Raw genomic sequence first — 1,220 nt, 5'->3', positions numbered from 1 at the left:
AAAATCATCATCCAGACTATTGATGAATGCCCGTTCGTCCTGCTCGTTATGGTTTTCGACCATATCTACAGGTGGGGTTTCGGTTTGAATTTCGCCTTGTTGTTCGGTATTCATTCGCTTTCCTTGTCTATAGGTTTAAATTCGGGTGACGACACCGCCAGTCAGTGCCCCAAGTACCAGCCCGCCAAGCACAAACCGCCAAAATCCGGCTGGTTTTTCGCCTTCCGGCTCGGTTTGCTGTGGTTTCGGGTTCGCCTTGGGCTCTTGTTGTGACACCGTCACAGTTTCGTTTTTGGTTTCTGGCTCGGTGATTGGCTCCGGTACTGATACGGTTATCACCTCTTTTTCTTCGGGTTGCTCGGCTTGGTGCAAGGCTTCCACGCTGGGGTAATGGATATTGAATTTGTCCTGCCAGTATTTTCCCGTCTGCTGATTGGTGCCGCAGTCGTCGCAGATGGAATATAGAAACTTGGCGCGCTTGCCCCTTGCCCGGTGAATGGTGCGGATTGCTCCGCACTCACAACGGTTGATACCTTCGACCTTGTTGGTCGAGGTGCGAACCGGCATTACTTCCATGCTTACCCCCTTTGCTCCAATTCAGATAATTTGCGGTTTACCCCTTCCATCCAAACCAGCATCAGGCGAATAGGTGCCATCACTTTTGATGCAAACGGGTTTTTCGATGCGGCGTCAACTTCGCCCCGTAGTTGTTCGGTGATCTGGTTTAGTTCGTCCATTTACTCACTTCCCTTATGCTGCGGATTTCAATTGTTGATATTGTTCAAGCTCCGCCATTGCGACGGCAACTTGCAATTCGGTCGGCTCTTTGGTGTCTGGGGTCATTGGGTCTGATAAGACATGCTGCCAATAACTGCGCTTATGCAAAAACCGTTCGTATTGCCGGGCATATTCCGCTCGGGCGGTTTGCCTAACTTCAGTTGCCGTTTCGGTTAGGTGGTCGCTTTCTCCAATGGGTATCATTGACCAACCTCGCGCCCCTGCGGCCCATAGCAAAAAGTCATACGCCTTGTTTTCGGCTTGTTCGCCTTCGAATGCCATGCAAAAACGGTTTTTGGTTGAGGCATGGACACCCCGCGCTTTCATCTGATCGCGGATTGCCTTCTGTTCAGTTTCAAGCCGCGCCAGCCTTGCATTTAGCTTGAATAGGTCGGCTTTTGGTTTTTTGGCTTGTTTGGCAATGGCTTTCGCCTTGATGGTTT

General features: G+C 50.7%; 2 protein-coding genes and 1 pseudogene. All 3 read right to left on the bottom strand.

Annotated features, from left to right (window positions below; all coding sequences use genetic code 11):
• Positions 1 to 135 precede the first annotated feature (135 nt).
• The gene (locus tag ABT56_RS22440) at positions 136 to 576 is read right to left on the bottom strand and encodes a hypothetical protein (protein WP_047881147.1); all 441 of its coding nucleotides are present in this window, start codon (positions 574 to 576) and stop codon (positions 136 to 138) included.
• Between the two features lie 2 nt (positions 577 to 578).
• A complete protein-coding gene (locus ABT56_RS24315) occupies positions 579 to 737 on the bottom strand; it encodes a hypothetical protein (protein WP_169753958.1) in 159 nt (52 codons plus the stop codon).
• A 13-nt stretch (positions 738 to 750) separates the two neighbouring features.
• Positions 751 to 1,220 (bottom strand): annotated as a pseudogene (locus ABT56_RS24310) (rolling circle replication-associated protein); the annotation flags it as partial.

Source organism: Photobacterium aquae (genome assembly GCF_001029445.1).
GTDB classification, from domain to species: Bacteria; Pseudomonadota; Gammaproteobacteria; order Enterobacterales; family Vibrionaceae; genus Photobacterium; species Photobacterium aquae.
This window is presented reverse-complemented; position numbering and strand designations above follow the sequence as displayed.

Coding starts and splice junctions, on each gene's coding strand:
- ABT56_RS24315 (WP_169753958.1), bottom strand. CDS start 737: ATGGACGAACTAAACCAGATCACCGAACAACTACGGGGCGAAGTTGAC.
- ABT56_RS22440 (WP_047881147.1), bottom strand. CDS start 576: ATGGAAGTAATGCCGGTTCGCACCTCGACCAACAAGGTCGAAGGTATC.